At 61.9% G+C, this 18,342-nt stretch carries 16 protein-coding genes; all 16 read right to left on the reverse strand.

Annotation, left to right across the window (positions count from 1 at the left end):
- Window positions 1-11: 11 nt before the first annotated feature.
- The 16 genes from nuoL to purB all read right to left on the reverse strand — a co-directional run bounded on the left by nuoL (window position 12) and on the right by purB (window position 18,302).
- Complete coding sequence (gene nuoL / locus HX851_RS27450; RefSeq protein ID WP_177066241.1) at window positions 12-1,865, reverse strand: NADH-quinone oxidoreductase subunit L; 1,854 nt, start codon at window positions 1,863-1,865, stop codon at window positions 12-14.
- Window positions 1,862-2,170, reverse strand: a complete 309-nt coding sequence (nuoK, locus tag HX851_RS27455; RefSeq protein ID WP_010444593.1) for an NADH-quinone oxidoreductase subunit NuoK — start codon at window positions 2,168-2,170, stop codon at window positions 1,862-1,864. Before nuoK ends, nuoL begins: the two co-directional genes overlap by 4 nt.
- 4 nt (window positions 2,171-2,174) lie before the next feature.
- On the reverse strand, window positions 2,175-2,675 hold the full coding sequence (gene nuoJ / locus HX851_RS27460; protein ID WP_017123830.1) for an NADH-quinone oxidoreductase subunit J: 501 nt from the start codon (window positions 2,673-2,675) through the stop codon (window positions 2,175-2,177).
- Window positions 2,676-2,684: 9 nt separating this feature from the next.
- Window positions 2,685-3,233, reverse strand: coding sequence for an NADH-quinone oxidoreductase subunit NuoI (gene nuoI, locus HX851_RS27465; RefSeq protein WP_017123831.1), 549 nt, complete (start codon window positions 3,231-3,233; stop codon window positions 2,685-2,687).
- A gap of 11 nt (window positions 3,234-3,244) precedes the next feature.
- Window positions 3,245-4,252, reverse strand: a complete 1,008-nt coding sequence (nuoH, locus tag HX851_RS27470) for an NADH-quinone oxidoreductase subunit NuoH (protein WP_177056680.1) — start codon at window positions 4,250-4,252, stop codon at window positions 3,245-3,247.
- Window positions 4,249-6,963, reverse strand: coding sequence for an NADH-quinone oxidoreductase subunit NuoG (gene nuoG / locus HX851_RS27475; RefSeq protein WP_177066242.1), 2,715 nt, complete (start codon window positions 6,961-6,963; stop codon window positions 4,249-4,251). The genes nuoH and nuoG overlap by 4 nt, the downstream gene beginning before the upstream one ends.
- 129 nt (window positions 6,964-7,092) lie before the next feature.
- On the reverse strand, window positions 7,093-8,448 hold the full coding sequence (gene nuoF, locus HX851_RS27480; RefSeq protein ID WP_177056678.1) for an NADH-quinone oxidoreductase subunit NuoF: 1,356 nt from the start codon (window positions 8,446-8,448) through the stop codon (window positions 7,093-7,095).
- Complete coding sequence (nuoE, locus tag HX851_RS27485) at window positions 8,445-8,942, reverse strand: NADH-quinone oxidoreductase subunit NuoE (protein WP_007970445.1); 498 nt, start codon at window positions 8,940-8,942, stop codon at window positions 8,445-8,447. The genes nuoF and nuoE overlap by 4 nt, the downstream gene beginning before the upstream one ends.
- Window positions 8,943-8,944: 2 nt before the next feature.
- Window positions 8,945-10,726 carry an NADH-quinone oxidoreductase subunit C/D gene (gene nuoC, locus HX851_RS27490; protein WP_177056677.1) on the reverse strand — a complete coding sequence of 594 codons (1,782 nt, stop codon included), beginning with the start codon at window positions 10,724-10,726 and terminating at the stop codon, window positions 8,945-8,947.
- 73 nt (window positions 10,727-10,799) lie between these two features.
- Window positions 10,800-11,474: a NuoB/complex I 20 kDa subunit family protein gene (locus tag HX851_RS27495; RefSeq protein WP_017123836.1), complete on the reverse strand. Its 675-nt coding sequence runs from the start codon at window positions 11,472-11,474 to the stop codon at window positions 10,800-10,802.
- 10 nt (window positions 11,475-11,484) lie between these two features.
- On the reverse strand, window positions 11,485-11,898 hold the full coding sequence (locus tag HX851_RS27500; RefSeq protein ID WP_010444610.1) for an NADH-quinone oxidoreductase subunit A: 414 nt from the start codon (window positions 11,896-11,898) through the stop codon (window positions 11,485-11,487).
- A 504-nt stretch (window positions 11,899-12,402) separates the two neighbouring features.
- Entirely contained in the window at window positions 12,403-13,728 is a 1,326-nt protein-coding gene (gene aceA, locus HX851_RS27505) for an isocitrate lyase (protein ID WP_177056676.1), read from the reverse strand.
- A gap of 502 nt (window positions 13,729-14,230) precedes the next feature.
- Window positions 14,231-14,992, reverse strand: coding sequence for a secretin N-terminal domain-containing protein (locus tag HX851_RS27510; RefSeq protein WP_177066243.1), 762 nt, complete (start codon window positions 14,990-14,992; stop codon window positions 14,231-14,233).
- 270 nt (window positions 14,993-15,262) lie between these two features.
- Complete coding sequence (locus HX851_RS27515) at window positions 15,263-15,688, reverse strand: GNAT family N-acetyltransferase (RefSeq protein ID WP_177056674.1); 426 nt, start codon at window positions 15,686-15,688, stop codon at window positions 15,263-15,265.
- Window positions 15,681-16,847 (reverse strand): ribosomal protein uL16 3-hydroxylase, encoded by a 1,167-nt coding sequence (locus HX851_RS27520; RefSeq protein WP_177056673.1) that lies wholly within the window; start codon window positions 16,845-16,847, stop codon window positions 15,681-15,683. Before HX851_RS27520 ends, HX851_RS27515 begins: the two co-directional genes overlap by 8 nt.
- A gap of 84 nt (window positions 16,848-16,931) precedes the next feature.
- Window positions 16,932-18,302: an adenylosuccinate lyase gene (purB, locus tag HX851_RS27525; RefSeq protein ID WP_177056672.1), complete on the reverse strand. Its 1,371-nt coding sequence runs from the start codon at window positions 18,300-18,302 to the stop codon at window positions 16,932-16,934.
- Window positions 18,303-18,342 lie beyond the last annotated feature (40 nt).

Raw genomic sequence — 18,342 nt, forward strand, 5'->3', positions numbered from 1 at the left:
AAGGTTCATAGTCAGACCGCTACCAGTACGATGGCGCCAAGTACCAGCACGGCACCAGCGGCGATCGACGCGGCATACCAACGCAGCTGACCGGTCTCGGTGCGGCTCAGGGCGGTGTGACCGCCTTTGGCCATACGCGGGATCAGGCCTATGGTCTGGTCGAGCGGGTCTTTGCGCAGCACATGACTGATCGCCAGGTATGGCTTGACGAACAGCTTGTCGTAGATCCAGTCGAAGCCCCAGGCGGCAAACCACCAGGCCGACAGGAAACGCCCGATGCCGCTGTTGGCGACGGCGGTGGCGAAGCGACGCTTGCCGAGGAACAGCAGGGCCGCCAGCAGGATACCGGCCAGGGCGATGGCGCCCGAGGCGATTTCCAGGCTGTGCTTGGCTTCGCCGCCGGCATGACCGGCGCTTTCCGGCAGGACGCCGGCCAGTGGCGGATGAATCCAGGCGCCGATGAAGGTCGACAGTACGATCAGCACGCCCAACGGCAGCCAGTGGGAAATCCCGTGGCCGGCATGGGCTTCGGTCTTGGCTTCACCGTGGAAGGTGATGAAGATCAGGCGGAAGGTGTACAGCGAGGTCATGAACGCACCGACCAGACCGGCGTACAGCAGGCCGTGGTTGCCGCTGGCGAAGGCTTCCCAGAGGATTTCGTCCTTCGAGTAGAAACCGGCGGTGACGATCGGCAGGGCGGCCAGGGCGGCACCACCGACGATGAAGCTGGCGTAGGCCAACGGCAGTTTCTTCCACAGGCCGCCCATCTTGAAGATGTTCTGCTCGTGGTGGCAGGCAACGATCACCGCACCGGATGCAAGGAACAGCAGGGCCTTGAAGAAGGCGTGGGTCATCAGGTGGAAGATTGCGCCTTCCCAGGCACCGACGCCCAGGGCCAGGAACATGTAGCCGATCTGGCTCATGGTCGAGTAGGCGAGGATACGCTTGATATCGGTCTGGACCAGGGCGGCGAAGCCGGCGAGAACCAGGGTCACGCCACCGACGATACCGACAAGATGCAGGATATCCGGCGCCAGGGCGAACAGGCCGTGGGTACGGGCGATCAGGTAGACACCGGCGGTCACCATGGTCGCGGCGTGGATCAGTGCCGAAACCGGGGTAGGACCGGCCATCGCATCCGCCAGCCAGGTCTGCAGCGGCAGTTGGGCCGACTTGCCGACCGCGCCGCCCAGCAGCATCAGGGTCGCCAGGACGATCCAGAAGTCGCCGACCTTGAAGTGCTCGGGCGCCTTGACCAGCAGTTCCTGGATATTCAGCGTACCCAGTTGCTGGAACAGGATGAACAGGCCGATGGCCATGAACACGTCGCCGATGCGGGTGACGATAAAGGCCTTGAGTGCCGCGTTACCGTTGTTGCGGTTGCTGTAGTAGAAACCGATCAACAGGTAGGAGCACAGGCCCACGCCTTCCCAGCCGAAGTACAGGAACAACAGGTTATCGCCCAGGACCAGGAACAGCATGCTGGCGATAAACAGGTTGGTGTAGGCGAAGAAACGCGAGTAGCCGTCCTCACCGCGCATGTACCAGGACGCGAACAGGTGGATCAGGAAACCCACGCCGACCACGACACCGAGCATGGTGATCGACAGGCCGTCGATGTACAGGGCGAAGTTCGGGGCAAAACCGTCCACCGACATCCACTGCCACAACAGCAGAGTGTAGTGACCACCCTCCGGTGGTGCGACATTGAATTGCCAGATCACGTAGGCGGCGACAATCGCCGACAGGCCGATGGAGCCGACACCGATCAGCGCCGAGAGGTTTTCCGAGAGGCGTCCACGGGAGAACGACAGCAGCAGGAAACCGATCAGGGGGAATACGAAAGTCAGAAAGATCATGTTCATCCGCGCATCTCACTGGCAGCGTCGATATCGAGCGTGTGGAAGCGGCGATACAGCTGCAGCAGGATCGCCAGGCCGATACTGGCCTCGGCGGCTGCCAGGCTGATCACCAGGATGAACATGATCTGTCCATCCGGTTGCGCCCAGCGTGCGCCCGCGACGACGAAGGCCAGGGCGGCGGCGTTCATCATCACCTCCAGGCTCATCAGCACGAAGAGGATGTTGCGGCGGACCATCAGGCCGACCAGGCCGAGGCAGAACAGGATACCGGCGACGGCCAGTCCATGCTCAAGAGGGATAGCAGGCATGGTATTACTCCTTCGCCTCGTTGCGGCCCAAGTGGAATGCCGTGATGGCTGCGGCGAGCAGCAGCATCGAGGCAAGTTCGACCACCAGCAGGTACGGGCCGAACAGGCTGATGCCCACGGCCTTGGCGCCTACGGTGGTTTGACCGATCGCGGCACCGCTGCTGTGGCTGAACAGTACGTACAGCAGTTCGATCAGCAGCAGCAACGACAGCACGGCCGGCCCACCCCAGATACCGGGCTTGAGCCAGACGCGCTCCTGCTGGACCGCGGCCGGGCCGAGGTTGAGCATCATCACCACGAACACGAACAGCACCATGATGGCGCCGGCGTAGGCAATCACTTCCAGGGCACCGGCGAACGGTGCGCCGAGGCTGAAGAAGGTCATCGCCACGGCGATCAGCGAAATGATCAGATAGAGCAGGGCGTGCACGGGGTTGGTGTTGGTGACCACGCGAAGCGTGGACACAACCGCGATACCCGATGCGAAATAGAAAGCGAATTCCATCGTTCTTCCTTAAGGCAGCAAGCTCTTCACGTTGATCGGCTCGGCTTCGTTCTGGGCGGAGCCTTTCGGCTTCCCGGCAACAGCCATACCTGCAACACGATAGAAGTTGTAATCAGGGTTCTTGCCGGGGCCGGAGATCAGCAGATCCTCTTTCTCGTAGACCAGGTCCTGACGTTTGAACTCGGCCATCTCGAAATCCGGTGTCAGCTGGATCGCGGTGGTCGGGCAGGCTTCCTCGCAGAGGCCGCAGAAAATGCAGCGCGAGAAGTTGATGCGGAAGAACTCCGGGTACCAACGACCGTCGTCGGTTTCGGCTTTCTGCAGCGAGATGCAGCCCACCGGGCACGCCACGGCGCACAGGTTGCAGGCTACACAGCGCTCTTCGCCATCGGGGTCGCGGGTCAGGACGATGCGGCCGCGATAGCGCGGTGGCAGGTACACCGCTTCCTCGGGGTATTGCAGGGTGTCGCGTTTGCGGAAGCCATGGCCGAAAACCATCACCAGGCTTCGCAACTGGGTACCGGTACCCTTAACGATGTCGCCAATATATTTGAACATGGGTCAAATCCTCACTGAACCGCGCCCGCAGGCGTGTTCAACAACACAAGCGCAGCGGTCACCAGCAAATTGATCAGGGTCAGCGGCAGGCAGAATTTCCAGCTGAAGTCCATCACCTGGTCATACCGTGGGCGCGGGATCGAAGCGCGCAGCAGGATGAACAGCATGATGAAGAACGCGGTCTTCAGGGCGAACCAGATGAACGACAGTTGCGGCAGGATGCCGAACGGACCGTGCCAGCCACCGAAGAACAGGGTGACCAGCAGCGCCGAGATCAGGATGATGCCGATGTACTCGCCAACGAAGAACATGCCCCATTTCATGCCGGCATATTCAATGTGGTAACCATCGGCCAGTTCCTGTTCCGCTTCCGGCTGGTCGAAGGGGTGACGGTGAGTCACGGCCACGCCGGCGATGAAGAAGGTCAGGAAACCGAAGATCTGCGGGATGACGAACCACAGGTGCTGGGCCTGGTAGTCGACGATGTCGCGCATGTTGAACGAGCCGACCTGGGCCACGATGCCCATCAGCGACAGACCCATGAACACTTCGTACGACACGGTCTGGGCCGAGGCCCGCAAGCTGCCCAGCAGGGCGAACTTGTTGTTGCTCGACCAACCGGCGAACAGCACCGCGTAGACCGACAGGCCGGCCATGGCGAAGAAGAACAACAGGCCGATGTTCAGGTCCGCGACACCCCAGGTCGGGGTAATCGGGATCACGGCGAAGGCGATCAGCAAGGCACTCATGGCCACAACCGGTGCCAGGGTGAAGATCACCTTGTCGGCGAACGGTGGCGTCCAGTCTTCCTTGAAGAACATCTTCAGCATGTCGGCGGCGATCTGGAACATGCCGAACGGGCCGACACGGTTCGGACCGTAGCGGTCCTGCCACCAGCCCAGCAGGCGACGTTCGACGAAGCTCAGCAGGGCACCGCAGACCACCACGGCCAGCAGGATGACAATGGCCTTGATGACCGTGAGGATCACGTCAATCACTTCAGGTGTGAACCAGGTCATTGAGCTGCCTCCTGCAGACCGTCGACGGATTTGCCGAAAATCGCTGGTGGAATCCCGGCCAGACCGGCCGGCAGGGCCACCAGGCCGGCGCCCAGTTGTTCATTGATGCGCAGTGGCAGGCGCAGTTGAATGCCCGCCACGTTCAGGCTGAGCAGCGCGCCATCGTTGACGCCCAGGCGGTCCGCTTCGGACTTGGCCAGCGCGACGTAGGCCGCCGGGATGCGCTCTTGAACCGGTGCGGCCTTGGAAGAGTTCTCTTCACTGCCGAACAGGTGGAAGAACGGCACCACTTGCCAGGTGCCCTGGGCTGGGTTGAAGGCGCGTGGAACACTGGCGAACCAGTTCAGCGCATCACCCTGGCTTTCGATCAGGCGGGTGCCCGGGTCGCCGGCACGGATGTGACCACCGACTTCGTCCTGGAACTTGTTCCAGGCCTGTGGCGAGTTCCAGCCCGGCGACCAGGCGAACGGCACCTGTTGGCGCGGTTCGACGGAGCCCGAGTAACCTTCCATGGAGAAGGCGAACGCGGTATCGACGTCCTGGGAGGTACGCGGCTCATGCACGCTGATATTGGCGCGCATGGCGGTGCGACCGGAGTAGCGCAGCGGTTCGCGGGCCAGTTTCATGCCCTTGATGCGGAACGCCGCGGACGGTGCCGCATCGATGATGCGGGCCAGTTGCGGCGTGCTCGATGCACAGGCGGCAGTGACGTGGTCCAGTTGGGTCCAGTCGATCGGCTGGTTCAGCAGGGTGGCACGCAGGGCATGAAGCCAGCGCCAGCCTTCGTGGACCAGGATGCTCGCATCGAGGTACTTCGGATCGAAGACCTGGAAGAAGCGCTGGGCGCGACCTTCCTGGCTGACCAGGGTACCGTCGCCTTCGGCGAAGCTCGCCGCCGGCAGCACCAGGTGGGCGCGGTCGGTGGTAGCGGTCTTCTGGTGGTCGGCGACGATCACCACTTTCGCGGCATTCAGCGCAGCGTCGACCTTGGCGGCGTCGGTGCGGGTGAACAGATCGTTTTCCAGCACGACGATGGCGTCGGCCTTGCCATCGATGACCGCTTGCAGGGCAGCGTCCAGCGACTCACCACCGAGCATGGCCAGGCCGAGGCTGTTGGCTTCCGGCACGATCAGGCTGATGGAACCGGCTTTTTCGCGCAGCTTCAGGGCCTTGGCAATGTTTGCGGCGGCTTCGATCAGCGCCTTGGAACCCAGGGAGGTACCGGCGATGATCAATGGGCGCTTGGCGGCGAGCAGGGCGTCGGCGATGCGCTTGGCCAGTTCAACGGCTTCAGCGTCCAGGCCTTCGACAGCCGGTGCGCTGGCGTCAAGGGCGTGGGCCACGGCGAAACCGAGGCGGGCCAGGTCGTCAGGTGCGGCGTGCACGCATTCTTCGGCGATGTCGTCGAGCTTGGTTTCTGCCAGGCTGGCGATGAACAGCGGGTTCAGCGCGTGCTGGCCGATGTTCTTCACCGCGGCATCGAGCCAGGGCTGGACACGCATGGCATCGGCCATGGCTTCGGCCTTGCCCTTGACCGACTGGCGCAGGGCCAGGGCCATGCGAGCGGCGGTCTGGGTCAGGTCTTCACCGAGGACGAACACGGCATCGTGGTCTTCGATGTCGCGCATGTTCGGCACGGGCAGCGGGCTGTCCTTGAGTACCTGCAGGACCAGGCGGATGCGCTCCAGCTCGGATGCTTCGATACCCGAATGGAAGTGCTCGGCACCGACCAGTTCGCGCAGGGCGTAGTTGCTTTCCAGGCTGGCACGGGGCGAACCGATACCGACGATGTTGCGACCGCGCAGCAACTCGGCAGCTTTATCCAGGGCGTTGTCCAGGCTCAGCCTGGTGCCGTCGGCCAGCAGCGGCTGGCGTGGGCGGTCGGTGCGGTTGACGTAGCCATAGCCGAAACGGCCACGGTCGCACAGGAAGTACTGGTTCACCGAACCGTTGAAACGGTTCTCGATACGACGCAGTTCGCCGTAGCGTTCACCCGGGCTGATGTTACAACCGCTGGAGCAGCCATGGCAGATGCTCGGCGAGAACTGCATGTCCCACTTGCGGTTGTAGCGCTCGGAGTGGGTCTTGTCGGTGAACACACCGGTCGGGCAGACCTCGGTGAGGTTGCCGGAGAACTCGCTTTCCAGGGTGCCGTCTTCGACGCGACCGAAGTACACGTTGTCGTGGGCGCCGAACACACCGAGGTCGGTACCGCCGGCGTAGTCCTTGTAGAAACGCACGCAGCGGTAGCAGGCGATGCAGCGGTTCATTTCGTGGGAAATGAACGGGCCCAGTTCCTGGTTCTGGTGGGTACGCTTGGTGAAGCGATAACGGCGCTCGTTGTGGCCGGTCATCACGGTCATGTCTTGCAGGTGGCAGTGACCGCCTTCCTCGCAGACCGGGCAGTCGTGCGGGTGGTTGGTCATCAGCCATTCGACGACACTGGCGCGGAACGCCTTGGATTCTTCATCGTCGATGGAGATCCAGGTGTTGTCGGTGGCCGGGGTCATGCAGGACATGACGATACGACCACGGGTGTCGTTCTCGTCGTTGTACTGCTTGACCGCGCACTGGCGACAGGCACCGACGCTACCGAGCGCGGGGTGCCAGCAGAAATAAGGGATGTCGAGGCCTAGCGACAGACATGCCTGTAACAGGTTGTCTGCCCCATCGACTTCGAGCGCTTTGCCGTCTACGTGGATAGTGGCCATGGTTCAAAGTTCTTCGTTGGCCCGCGTCTGCGGGCGTGGCTAATGGAATCCTGGTGCTCGCCTGGCGCATCGGGATGCGTCTTCAGACGAGGAAGAGGGCGGCACGGACCGCCCCCCTTCGATACGTTCTTATGCGCCGACTACGATCGGCCGCGCCAAAGGCGGGATGGCCGCACGGGTAGGTGCGATGCCAGCCTCGAACTCCGGACGGAAATATTTGATTGCGCTGCCCAATGGCTCCACGGCGCCCGGTGCGTGAGCACAGAAGGTCTTGCCCGGGCCGAGGAAACCGACCAGACCCAGCAGGGTCTCGATATCGCCGGCCTGGCCTTCGCCGTTCTCGATGGCGCGCAGGAGCTTGACGCTCCATGGCAGGCCGTCGCGGCAAGGGGTGCAGAAACCGCACGATTCACGGGCGAAGAACTCTTCCATGTTGCGCAGCAGCGAAACCATGTTGACGCTGTCGTCCACCGCCATGGCCAGGCCCGTACCCATCCGGGTACCGACCTTGGCGATGCCGCCGGCATACATCTGGGCGTCCAGATGCTCCGGCAGGAGGAAGCCGGTACCGGCGCCACCAGGCTGCCAGCACTTGAGCTTGAACCCGTCGCGCATGCCACCGGCGTAGTCTTCGAACAGCTCGCGGGCGGTCACGCCGAACGGCAGTTCCCACAGCCCCGGGTTCTTCACCTTGCCGGAGAAGCCCATCAGCTTGGTGCCGTGGTCTTCGCTGCCTTCGCGGGCAAGGGACTTGTACCAGTCGGTGCCGTTACCGATGATCGCTGGCACATTGCACAGGGTCTCGACGTTGTTCACGCAGGTCGGCTTGCCCCAGACGCCGACAGCGGCGGGGAAGGGCGGCTTGGAGCGCGGATTGGCACGGCGGCCTTCGAGGGAGTTGATCAGTGCGGTTTCTTCACCGCAGATGTAACGCCCGGCACCGGTGTGGACGAACAACTCGAAGTCGAAGCCGCTGCCGAGGATGTTCTTGCCCAGCAGGCCCGCGGCCTTGGCTTCTGCCACGGCACGGTTGAGGTGCTTGGCGGCGGTGGTGTATTCGCCGCGCAGGAAGATGTAGCCGCGGTAGGTCTTCAGTGCACGGGCACTGATCAGCATGCCTTCGATCAGCAGATGGGGCAGTTGCTCCATCAGCATGCGGTCTTTCCAGGTGTTGGGCTCCATTTCATCCGCGTTGCACAGCAGGTAGCGGATGTTCATGGATTCGTCTTTGGGCATCAGGCCCCATTTCACGCCGGTGGGGAAGCCCGCACCGCCGCGACCCTTGAGGCCGGCGTCCTTGACCGTCTGGACGATGTCGTCCTGGGACAGGTCGGCGAAAGCCTTGCGCGCGGCGGCATAGCCGTCCTTTGCCTGGTATTCGTCGAGCCACACCGGTTCTGCGTCATCGCGCAGGCGCCAGGTCAGCGGGTGGGTTTCCGCCGACCGCGCAATGCGGTTGGCAGGGCCGAAGGAAGTCAGGGTCATACGTAGCCCTCCAGCAGTTTGGCAACGCCAGCTGGCTGGACGTCGCCGAAGGTGTCGTCGTCGATCATCAGTGCCGGGGCCTTGTCGCAGTTGCCGAGGCAGCAGACGGGCAGCAGGGTGAAGCGGCCGTCGGCGGTGGTTTGACCCAGGCCGATGCCGAGCTTGCTCTGGATCTCGCTGACCACCGACTCGTGGCCGCCGATATAGCAGACCATGCTGTCGCAGACGCGAATGATGTGACGACCGACCGGCTGGCGGAAGATCTGGCTGTAGAAAGTCGCTACGCCCTCGACGTCGCTCGCCGGGATGCCGAGGATCTCGCCGATGGCGTAGAGCGCGCCGTCAGGCACCCAGCCACGTTCCTTCTGGACGATCTTCAGGGCTTCGATGGACGCCGCGCGCGGGTCTTCGTAGTGATGCAGCTCATGCTCGATGGCCGAGCGCTCGGTTTCGCTGAGGGCGAAACGGTCTGTCTGGATAAGCGTGCTGTTCATGCTTAGCGGTCCACGTCGGCCATAACGAAGTCGATACTACCCAGGTACGCGATCAAGTCCGCGACCATGCTGCCGCGGATCACCGAAGGGATCTGCTGCAGGTGCGGGAAGCTTGGGGTACGAATCCGGGTGCGGTAGCTCATGGTGCCGCCATCGCTCGTCAGGTAATAACTGTTGATGCCCTTGGTCGCTTCGATCATCTGGAAGGATTCGTTGGCCGGCATGACCGGGCCCCACGAAACTTGCAGGAAGTGCGTGATCAGGGTCTCGATGTGTTGCAGCGTGCGCTCTTTCGGCGGCGGCGTGGTCAGCGGGTGATCCGCCTTGTACGGGCCTTCCGGCATGTTGCGCATGCACTGGTCGATGATCTTGATGCTCTGGCGCATCTCTTCGACGCGTACCATGCAGCGGTCGTAGGCATCGCCGTTGGCCGCCAGCGGCACTTCGAACTCGAAGTTCTCGTAGCCGGAGTACGGACGGGCCTTGCGCAGGTCGAAATCGCAGCCGGTGGAACGCAAGCCTGCACCGGTGACGCCCCATTCCAGGGCTTCCTTGGTGTTGTAGGCGGCGACACCGATGGTCCGGCCCTTGAGGATACTGTTCTGCAGGGCGGCCTTGGTGTACTCGTCGAGGCGTTTTGGCAGCCAGTCGACGAATTCCTTGACCAACTTGTCCCAGCCGCGCGGCAGGTCGTGGGCGACACCACCGATGCGGTACCAGGCCGGGTGCAGGCGGAAACCGGTGATGGCTTCGATCACCTTGTAGGCGCGCTGGCGGTCGGTGAAGGTGAAGAACACCGGGGTCATGGCGCCGACGTCCTGGATATAGGTACCCAGGAACAGCAGGTGGCTGGTGATCCGGAAGAACTCGGCCATCATGATGCGGATGGTATCGACCCGGTCCGGCACCTTGATCCCGGCCAGTTTCTCGACCGAGAGCACGTACGGCAGGTTGTTCATCACCCCGCCGAGGTAGTCGATACGGTCGGTGTAGGGGATGAAGCTGTGCCAGGACTGGCGCTCGGCCATCTTCTCGGCACCACGGTGGTGGTAACCGATGTCCGGCACGCAGTCGACGATCTCTTCACCGTCCAGTTGCAGGATGATCCGGAAGGCACCGTGGGCCGAAGGGTGGTTCGGACCGAGGTTGAGGAACATGTAGTCCTCGTTGGCGCCGGAACGCTTCATTCCCCAGTCTTCCGGACGGAAGCGCGCAGCCTCTTCCTCAAGCTGCTGCTTGGCCAGGGTCAGGCTGTACGGATCGAATTCGGTGGCGCGGGCAGGGAAGTCCTTGCGCAGCGGGTGACCTTCCCAGGTCGGCGGCATCATGATGCGCGACAGGTGCGGGTGACCTTTGAAGTCGATGCCGAACATGTCCCAGACTTCACGTTCGTTCCAGTTGGCATTCGGCCAGATGCTGGTGACGCTCGGCAAGCTGAGGTCGCTTTCGGACAAGGCGACCTTGATCATCACGTCACTATTACGCTCGATCGAGAGCAGGTGATAGAAGACGCTGAAATCGGCCGCCGGCAGGCCCTGGCGCTTGGTGCGCAGACGCTCGTCCACGCCGTGCAGGTCATAGAGCATGACGTATGGCTTGGGCAGGTTGCGCAGGAAGGTCAGGACTTCGACGAGTTTGGCACGGCTCACCCACAGTACCGGCATGCCGGTGCGGGTGGCCTGGGCGATGAACGCCTCCGGGCCAAAACGGTTGTTCAGTTCGACGACCACATCCTGGTCGTCTGCCTTGTAAGGCGGGATGTACAGAGCACTGCCTGTAGTCATGGTTTTTTATCGCTTTCGGTCAACGTAAAGAATGAAGCCAGGTACTCGTTTCTTTATAAGAAGCAGGACTGGATCAGACTTCGTCGGGGCTGCGCAGGTTGGTTACCTGAATACGCTGTTCGCGGCGCTGTTCCTTTTGCGACGGCATCTCGGCGCGATACACGCCTTGGTCACCGACGACCCAGGAAAGTGGGCGACGCTCCTGGCCAATCGACTCTTGCAAGAGCATCAAGCCTTGCAGGAAAGCCTCGGGGCGGGGCGGGCAGCCAGGCACGTAGACGTCCACGGGCAGGAACTTGTCCACCCCCTGAACGACGGAGTAGATGTCGTACATGCCACCGGAGTTGGCACACGAACCCATGGAGATCACCCACTTCGGTTCGAGCATCTGCTCGTACAGGCGCTGGATGATGGGGGCCATCTTCACGAAGCAGGTCCCGGCAATAACCATGAAGTCGGCCTGGCGTGGTGATGCCCGGATAACTTCGGCGCCGAAGCGTGCGATGTCGTGAGGTGCCGTGAAGGCAGTGGTCATTTCCACGTAGCAGCAAGACAGACCGAAGTTGTACGGCCACAGGGAGTTCTTGCGCCCCCAGTTGACCGCGCCACTCAGCACGTCTTCCAGCTTGCCCATGAAAATGTTCTTGTGGACTTGATCCTCTAACGGATCGGAAACGGTTTCCCGTTCGCCGATCGGATACTGCTCGTTAGGAGCGTCCGGGTCGATTCTGGTGAGATTGTATTGCATTGCCAAAGCCTCATTGTTTCAGCTTCGCCTGCCGCTTCTGACGAGCTTGCGGAGCCCAATCAAGCGCCCCCACTCGGTAAAGGTAGACAAGACCTGCCAACAGAATTGCTATGAAAACGAGAGCTTCGACGAATCCGGTCCAGCCGCTTTCGCGGACGGACACAGACCATGCAAAGAGAAAGAGGGCTTCGATATCGAAGATCACGAACAGCATCGCGACCAGATAGAATTTGGCGGAGAGCCGCAAGCGGGCGCTACCGGTAGGCAGCATGCCGGATTCGAACGGTTCATTCTTGCTGCGACCCCAGGCTTTTGACCCGAGGAGGCTGGAAAGACCGAGCATGAAGGCACAGAGGCCGACGACGCCGAGCAGGAAAATGGCAAAGCCCCAGTTGTGGGCCATGAGTCCGGTCGCTTCGGTCATGCGGGTAATCCTTAACAGAGAGCAAGGGTCTCTGAGCTTGAAAAAGAAACAAAGCAGTGACGATATGTCGCAGCGCGATCAATCCCGGTGATTTTATGGCTAAACACCCGGCAAGTAAAATTCCTATAGCGAAATTATTTAATGGAATAAGGACATAACGACCTCCGGACAGCCCGCGGGCCATGCGCTGCGGGCATTAGGTGGCTTTTGGTTAATTATGTTTTATCCGGGCTGTAATGAACAAAGCGTTTGTTAAATGATAATTAATATCGTTTGGGGCGGCTTTGATTACAGTCACCGGTGACCCGGGTGTTTCCAGTTGCCTTATATAGTAGACCGATGAAAGTTGCAGGGAGGGCTGTTTTAGCGAGTTCTGTCGTTGCGTGGACTGCCCTGGATCAATACCTCGCGCAAAAAAAATGCCCCGAACCAGTCGGGGCATCAGTTTTTCAGGCATTCCAGTTAGGTTTTACAAGGCCTGGAATGGCCGCTTGCTCTAATCACTCAGTGGAACTGCTCTTCTTCGGTCGAGCCGGTCAGCGCGGTCACCGAGGACGAACCGCCCTGGATCACGGTGGTCATGTCGTCGAAGTAGCCGGTGCCCACTTCCTGCTGGTGCGCAACGAAGGTGTAGCCCTTGGCGGCGTCGGCGAATTCCTGCTCCTGCAGCTTCACGTAGGCGGTCATGTCGTTGCGGGCGTAGTCGTGCGCCAGGTTGAACATGCTGTGCCACATGTTGTGGATGCCCGCCAGGGTGATGAACTGGTGCTTGTAGCCCATGGCCGACAGTTCGCGCTGGAACTTGGCGATGGTTGCGTCGTCCAGGTTCTTCTTCCAGTTGAAGGAAGGCGAGCAGTTGTAGGACAGCAGTTGGTCCGGGTATTCCTTCTTGATCGCTTCGGCGAAGCGGCGGGCCTCGTCCAGGTCCGGCTTGGCGGTTTCACACCAGATCAGGTCGGCGTACGGTGCGTAGGCCAGGCCGCGGGCAATGGCCTGGTCGAGGCCGGCACGGACCTTGTAGAAGCCTTCCTGGGTGCGGGTGCCGGTCACGAACGGCTGGTCGTACGGGTCGCAATCGGAGGTCAGCAGGTCGGCGGCGTTGGCATCGGTACGGGCCAGGATGATGGTCGGTACACCGGCAACGTCGGCAGCCAGGCGGGCAGCGGTCAGCTTCTGCACGGCTTCCTGGGTCGGTACCAGGACCTTGCCGCCCATGTGGCCGCACTTCTTCACGGAAGCCAGCTGGTCTTCGAAGTGCACGCCGGCGGCACCCGCTTCGATCATGCTTTTCATCAGCTCGTAGGCGTTCAGTACGCCGCCGAAACCGGCTTCGGCGTCGGCCACGATAGGTGCGAAGTAGTCGATATAGCCATCGTCACCCGGGTTCTTGCCGGCTTTCCACTGGATCTGGTCGGCGCGACGGAACGAGTTGTTGATGCGCTTGACCACGGTCGGAACGGAGTCCACCGGGTACAGCGACTGGTCAGGGTACATCGACTCGGCGGAGTTGTTGTCCGCGGCCACTTGCCAGCCCGACAGGTAGATCGCCTGGATGCCGGCCTTGACTTGTTGCACGGCCTGGCCGCCGGTCAGGGCGCCCATGCAGTTGACGAAATCCTTGTCCGGACGGAAGGACGGCTTGGCGCCCTGGGTGACCAGGTTCCACAGTTTCTCGGCGCCCAGGCGGGCCAGGGTGTGCTCGGGTTGAATCGAGCCACGCAGGCGGACCACGTCAGCGGCGGAGTAAGTGCGTGTCACGCCTTTCCAGCGCGGGTTTTCAGCCCAGTCTTTTTCAAGGGCTGCAATTTGCTGTTCGCGTGTCAGTGCCATGGAGATAAACCTCGTCGCATAGGTCTGGGGTGGAGAATTCCTTGCTCCGCCGAGTGCTCAAGTTGAGGCTTGGGCAAAACGGCTGCTCGCTGACCAGAAGCTTAGGCGCTCAGGTGCGGTCCGGCGGGGAAGGCGACGATTGAACGATGGGCTCAAGGGGGAAGTGAGCGAGGCGAGGGCGATCCTTCGGGCGCATTGGGGCGTCGTGGGCCTTCATGCGGGCTTCAGAGTTCTTGCCGTTCTACCTATTACGCTTCCGTCCCTCGGGACAACTTCGTTCCAGTCGCAACCTCGTCAAACACGCCTTGTGGGCGGTACAGACACGAATCGGCTCAGGTGGGTAGGTTAGAGCGGCGATCCGAAGGCCCTTGCCAGGGCCCCTGATTAGCGGGAGCGAGGCCATCATGCCTTCGGTTTTTTGGCTCGTCAAACGTTTTGTAGTGCTTTTTTTAAAGCACTACATCTTTGGTCTAATACGACTCATCGGTCAGTTTTCGGTGCTTTAGTCCAGGGTGTCGACTTTCACCCGCAAAGTCATGTCGTTACGGCTGGAGGTAGAGTAGCTGCGGGTTAGGGCCTGGCGGTCGGCCTGGCTCTGGCCGTTGACGCCGGCCAGGGTGATCCACTGGCCGAGCGGTCCGCTGACGGTTGTGTCGGTGCTTTGTACGTTCACTACATCCTGACGTTCCTGGCTCATCCGGTCACGATTGGTGCTGATGGCAAGGTGCACGATATTTCCGGTGACGCTGGCGGTGACGTAGAACCCCTGGGTGACGTTGCGATACTGGGTCTGTGTCTGTGGCCGGCCATAGGCGTCGAGCTGGCCGGTGCTGCTGGTCAGTGGCACGCTCTGGCCGACCTGGATCAGTGCCGGTGTGCCTTCGCTGGCCTGGACCTGCTGGATGCCGCCGTCGCGGCTGTCGGTGCTGCGGCTGATGATACGGGTCTGGCCCTGGCCGTTGATCGAATAGCCCTGGGCGCCCTGGTCATTGTTCTCGCTGGTGTCGACGCTGATCAGCAGGCGCTTGGCGGGCTTGTCCAGTTGCCCGAGGAAGTCGCGCAGTTCGTTGATCTTGCCGGGTTCGGCGTTGACGATCAGCTGGTTCTGATAGGCGCTGACCTTGCCATCCTGCCCGAGGAAGTTCTGTGCGACGGGCAGCAGGTCGCTGCTGGTGCGGTAGTTCAGGGGGATGATTTCAGTGGCTGCCTGAGCGCTGAAGGCACAGGCCAGCAGCAAGCCGCTGAAGAGGGTGCGTAGGGACATGTCCGGTATCTCCGCGTTGGACTGGGCAATGCATTGAGTTTGACAGTTTCTCGGCTGTTGGTGGGTCAAGTTGAATCGCGGACGGCAAAACGCCCCGATGGCGGGGCGTTTTTTAGGGGCTTGGTCTGCTTGTGGCGAGCGGGCTTGCCCGCGCTCGGCTGCGCAGCAGCCGTTTCTGGTACAACGGGTTTGCTGCTTTTGGGGGCGCTGCACGCCCCGGCGCGGGCAAGCCCGCTCGCCACAGGTTAAAGATCCCAGGCCTTTGGGGTGTCAGGCGGAATTGCGCACCATGTCGACGTGGGGAATCCCGGCTTCGAGAAACTCCTCGCTGACGATGCTGAAACCGTGCCGTTCATAGAACGCCGTGGCCTGCACCTGGGCGCTGAGCATCTGTTGCTTGAGGCCGCGTTTCTCGGCTTCACCGATCGTGGCCTGCAACAGTGCATCACCGACCTTCAGTCCGCGCCAATCGCGCAGGACCGATACGCGGCCGATATGCCCGTCGGGCAGCAGGCGTGCGGTACCGATCGGGAAGTCACCCTCGAACGCCAGGAAATGCACGGCGCTGGCGTCTTCCGCGTCCCACTCGAGTTCCGGCGGTACGGCTTGTTCGGCAATGAATACCGATTCACGAATGCGCCGAATCTCGGCGTTATCCTTTTGCCAGTCCGCGACACGTACGTGAATTCTATTCATCGGCAAATCCCAGGCTTCCTTGTTTGACCAGCTCGCAGAGCAGGCCGCGTCCATCTTCGTCGTCAAGCCAGTGGCCGAGATTGTCGGCATGCAGGGCGTCCGCCGCGCAGATCATTTTCAACAGCTCGCGCAGCTTGCCCGGCAGGTAGCGGCTCTGGCCGCTGGCAAACAGCAGCAGGTCGTCATCGACTTCCGACCAGGCCAGGCGCGCGCTCGGGTTGCGGATCAGTATCGCACCCTGTTGCAGGCCGTCGAGCAGGTCTTCTTCTTCGAGTTCGGGGCCTACCACCAGTTCCGGATAACGTGGTTCGGTCATGAACTGGCCGAACCAGGTCAGCAGCAGGCGCTCGTCGCTCATGTGCTCGGCCAGCAGGCTTTTCAGGCGGTCGAGGGCGTCGTGCTGGATCTGGTGCGGATCGGCCACCGGCTGTACGTCGGCGTCGGTGTAGCGTTCTTCGTCCGGCAGGAACTGGCTGAGGAAGTCGGTGAAGTGGGTCAGTACTTCAGCCGCGCTCGGTGCGCGAAAGCCCACCGAGTAGGTCAGGCAGTCGTCCACGGCGACACCGCAGTGGGCCAGGCGCGGTGGCAGGTAGAGCATGTCGCCCGGTTCCAGGGTCCACTCGGCGGTTTCCTGGAAATCGGCGAGGATACGCAGGTCGGCGTGTTCCAGCAGCGGGCTGTCGGAATCGCACATCTGGCCGATCTTCCAGTGGCGCTTGCCGTGGCCCTGGAGCAGGAATACATCGTAATTGTCGAAGTGCGGACCGACGCTGCCACCCGGGGCGGCAAAGCTGATCATCACGTCATCGATGCGCCAGCTCGGCAGGAAACGGAAGTTTTCCAGCAGTTCGGCGACTTCCGGGACGAACTGGTCGACCGCCTGCACCAGCAGGGTCCATTCACGTTCCGGCAACTGGCTGAAGGCGTCTTCGGCGAACGGGCCGCGGCGCAGCTCCCAGGGGCGCTCGCCGTGCTCGATGATCAGGCGCGATTCGACTTCTTCTTCCAGGGCCAGGCCGGCCAGTTCGTCGGCGTCGATCGGGCTTTCGAAGTCGGGAATGGCCTGGCGGATCAGCAGCGGCTTCTTCTGCCAGTAGTCGCGCAGGAATTCGCGAGCAGTGATGCCGCCCAGCAGTTGAAGAGGAGTATCAGGATTCATGTGTAACCTATTGAAAAAAAGCGTTTTCCATACGGGAATAAAAACGCCCGGCTCAACCGGGCGTTCAGAGCGGGTGCCGTACGATCAGATACGCTGGGCTTGGGCCACGGCGTTGCCGATGTAGTTGGCCGGGGTCAGTTGTTTCAGCTCGGCCTTGGCGTCGGCAGGCATGTCGAGCCCGTCGATGAAAGTTTGCAGCGCTTCAGGGCTGATGCCCTTGCCGCGAGTCAACTCTTTCAGTTTTTCGTACGGGTTTTCGATGTTGTAGCGGCGCATCACGGTCTGGATCGGCTCGGCCAGGACTTCCCAGCAGGCGTCCAGGTCGGCGGCGATCTTCTGCTCGTTCAACTCCAGTTTGCTGATGCCCTTGAGGCTGGCTTCGTAGGCGATGACGCTGTGGGCGAAGCCGACGCCGAGGTTGCGCAGCACGGTGGAGTCGGTCAGGTCGCGCTGCCAGCGGGAGATCGGCAGCTTGCTGGCCAGGTGCTGGAACAGGGCGTTGGCGATACCCAGGTTGCCTTCGGAGTTTTCGAAGTCGATCGGGTTGACCTTGTGCGGCATGGTCGAGGAACCGATTTCGCCGGCAATGGTGCGCTGCTTGAAGTAGCCCAGGGAGATGTAGCCCCAGATATCGCGGTCGAAGTCGATCAGGATGGTGTTGAAGCGCGCGATCGCATCAAACAGCTCGGCGATATAGTCGTGCGGCTCGATCTGGGTGGTGTAGGGGTTGAAGCCCAGGCCCAGCTCGTCTTCGATAAAGGCGCGTGCGTTGGCTTCCCAGTCGACCTGCGGATAGGCCGACAGGTGGGCGTTGTAGTTGCCCACGGCACCGTTGATCTTGCCCAGCAGCGGCACGGCGGCCACCTGGGCGATCTGGCGCTCCAGGCGGTAGACGACGTTCGCCAGTTCCTTGCCCAGGGTAGTCGGCGAAGCCGGCTGGCCGTGGGTGCGCGACAGCATCGGCACGGCGGCGAAGCGCTGGGCCAGTTCGCGGATGGCTTCGGCGATCTGGCGCATCAGCGGCAGCAGCACGTCATCACGGCCTTCGCGCAGCATCAGGGCGTGGGACAGGTTGTTGATGTCCTCGCTGGTGCAGGCGAAGTGGATGAATTCACTGACGGCGGCCAGTTCAGGCAGCTTGGCGGCCTGTTCCTTGAGCAGGTACTCGATCGCCTTGACGTCGTGGTTGGTGGTGCGCTCGATCTCTTTGACGCGCTCGGCGTGCTCCAGGGAGAAGTTCTCGGCCAGGGTATTCAATACCGCGTTGGCTTCGGCGGAAAACGCCGGGACTTCAGTGATCGCAGGGTGAGCGGCCAGGCGCTGGAGCCAGCGCACTTCCACCAGGACGCGAGCACGGATCAGGCCGTATTCGCTGAAAATAGGGCGCAGGGCCTGGGTTTTGCCGGCGTAGCGGCCGTCAACAGGGGAAACCGCAGTGAGCGAAGAAAGCTGCATGGGGTGTTCTCGGACAGTCGGGCAACGAAATGGGGCGCGT

This window comes from Pseudomonas gingeri (assembly GCF_013385635.1).
Classification (GTDB): Bacteria; Pseudomonadota; Gammaproteobacteria; order Pseudomonadales; family Pseudomonadaceae; genus Aquipseudomonas; species Aquipseudomonas gingeri_A.

Bases quoted from the DNA above. Each gene is read 5' to 3' on its own strand.
- HX851_RS27500 (WP_010444610.1), bottom strand. From the start codon at position 11,898: ATGACCGAAGCGACCGGACTCATGGCCCACAACTGGGGCTTTGCCATT.
- HX851_RS27515 (WP_177056674.1), bottom strand. From the start codon at position 15,688: ATGAATAGAATTCACGTACGTGTCGCGGACTGGCAAAAGGATAACGCC.
- nuoC (WP_177056677.1), bottom strand. From the start codon at position 10,726: ATGACTACAGGCAGTGCTCTGTACATCCCGCCTTACAAGGCAGACGAC.
- nuoG (WP_177066242.1), bottom strand. From the start codon at position 6,963: ATGGCCACTATCCACGTAGACGGCAAAGCGCTCGAAGTCGATGGGGCA.
- aceA (WP_177056676.1), bottom strand. From the start codon at position 13,728: ATGGCACTGACACGCGAACAGCAAATTGCAGCCCTTGAAAAAGACTGG.
- nuoJ (WP_017123830.1), bottom strand. From the start codon at position 2,675: ATGGAATTCGCTTTCTATTTCGCATCGGGTATCGCGGTTGTGTCCACG.
- HX851_RS27520 (WP_177056673.1), bottom strand. From the start codon at position 16,847: ATGAATCCTGATACTCCTCTTCAACTGCTGGGCGGCATCACTGCTCGC.
- HX851_RS27495 (WP_017123836.1), bottom strand. From the start codon at position 11,474: ATGCAATACAATCTCACCAGAATCGACCCGGACGCTCCTAACGAGCAG.
- purB (WP_177056672.1), bottom strand. From the start codon at position 18,302: ATGCAGCTTTCTTCGCTCACTGCGGTTTCCCCTGTTGACGGCCGCTAC.
- nuoL (WP_177066241.1), bottom strand. From the start codon at position 1,865: ATGAACATGATCTTTCTGACTTTCGTATTCCCCCTGATCGGTTTCCTG.
- HX851_RS27510 (WP_177066243.1), bottom strand. From the start codon at position 14,992: ATGTCCCTACGCACCCTCTTCAGCGGCTTGCTGCTGGCCTGTGCCTTC.
- nuoH (WP_177056680.1), bottom strand. From the start codon at position 4,252: ATGACCTGGTTCACACCTGAAGTGATTGACGTGATCCTCACGGTCATC.
- nuoK (WP_010444593.1), bottom strand. From the start codon at position 2,170: ATGCCTGCTATCCCTCTTGAGCATGGACTGGCCGTCGCCGGTATCCTG.
- nuoI (WP_017123831.1), bottom strand. From the start codon at position 3,233: ATGTTCAAATATATTGGCGACATCGTTAAGGGTACCGGTACCCAGTTG.
- nuoE (WP_007970445.1), bottom strand. From the start codon at position 8,942: ATGAACAGCACGCTTATCCAGACAGACCGTTTCGCCCTCAGCGAAACC.
- nuoF (WP_177056678.1), bottom strand. From the start codon at position 8,448: ATGACCCTGACTTCCTTCGGCCCTGCCAACCGCATTGCGCGGTCGGCG.